Below are 911 nucleotides of genomic sequence, written 5' to 3'. Positions count from 1 at the left end.
AACGTTTCGTAGTAGTTGAGAATCAAACCACCCCACATTAGTGGTAGCGTCATGTTATCTGGCAGAAGTTGTGTGTCGGCATCGATCATCGTTAGTGCCACAAGTACCCAGGTCAGGATAAGTGCTGCAAGACCAGCATAACTTGCACCATAGATGGAAATAGCGGCAAGTGAAAGTAAAGCTGTGACAAGTTCAACTAAAGGGTAGCGGATCGAGATTTTGTTTTTGCACTGACTACAGCGCCCCTGCAAGAAGATATAGCTGATTACAGGGATATTTTCCCAAGGCTTAATCGCATGCTGACACTTTGGGCAGCTCGAGTTGGGGGTCGATAGGGTGATTTTTTCCTGTTTTGGTTCAGGCTGGTCTAAAAATGCAGCGCACTGAAGTGCCCAATCTTGCTCAAGCATTTTAGGGAGCCTAAAAATGACAACATTCAAGAAGCTGCCGACTAATAAACCGAAAATAAGTGTTGAAGCGTATAGGAACGCAGGGTTGTCATTCAGGTGTTGGAAAAGTGCGAGCATGAAATTGTTCCGGTGCGGCGTTTATCGTTGTTTATTGTTAGCGTGAAAGTTGCGAATGAGGGGAATCATAGCCTAAGTCAGGTTTAAGTAGTAGATAAGGCGGGCACGAGAAGTGTACCCGCTTGAATATACCTTATACAACGGCTCCCATTTGGAAGATAGGTAAGTACATTGCGATGATCAAACCACCAATCAGTACACCTAATACGGACATAATAATCGGCTCCATTAGTGCCGTCATATTATCAACCAGGTCATCTACCTCATCTTCGAAGTGCGTCGCGACTTTGTCTAGCATCGTATCAAGTGCACCAGACTCCTCACCGATCGAAACCATTTGTACTGCCATGGAGGGGAACACACCGGTAGAACGCATAGAATATT

Annotated in this window: 2 protein-coding genes; both read right to left on the bottom strand. The window is 45.2% G+C overall.

Translation table 11 applies throughout. From position 1 onward, the window contains the following. On the bottom strand, window positions 1-527 hold a 527-nt coding region (locus A3735_RS32420; RefSeq protein WP_197486122.1), incomplete at its 3' end, for an A24 family peptidase. 133 nt (window positions 528-660) lie between these two features. Continuing rightward, a partial coding sequence (locus A3735_RS28285; protein WP_197486121.1) for a type II secretion system F family protein occupies window positions 661-911 on the bottom strand: 251 nt, incomplete at its 5' end.

It is taken from the genome of Oleiphilus sp. HI0061, from assembly GCF_001635675.1.
The sequence above is the reverse complement of the archived record's forward strand: the minus strand, read 5'-3'. Positions and strand labels throughout refer to the sequence as shown.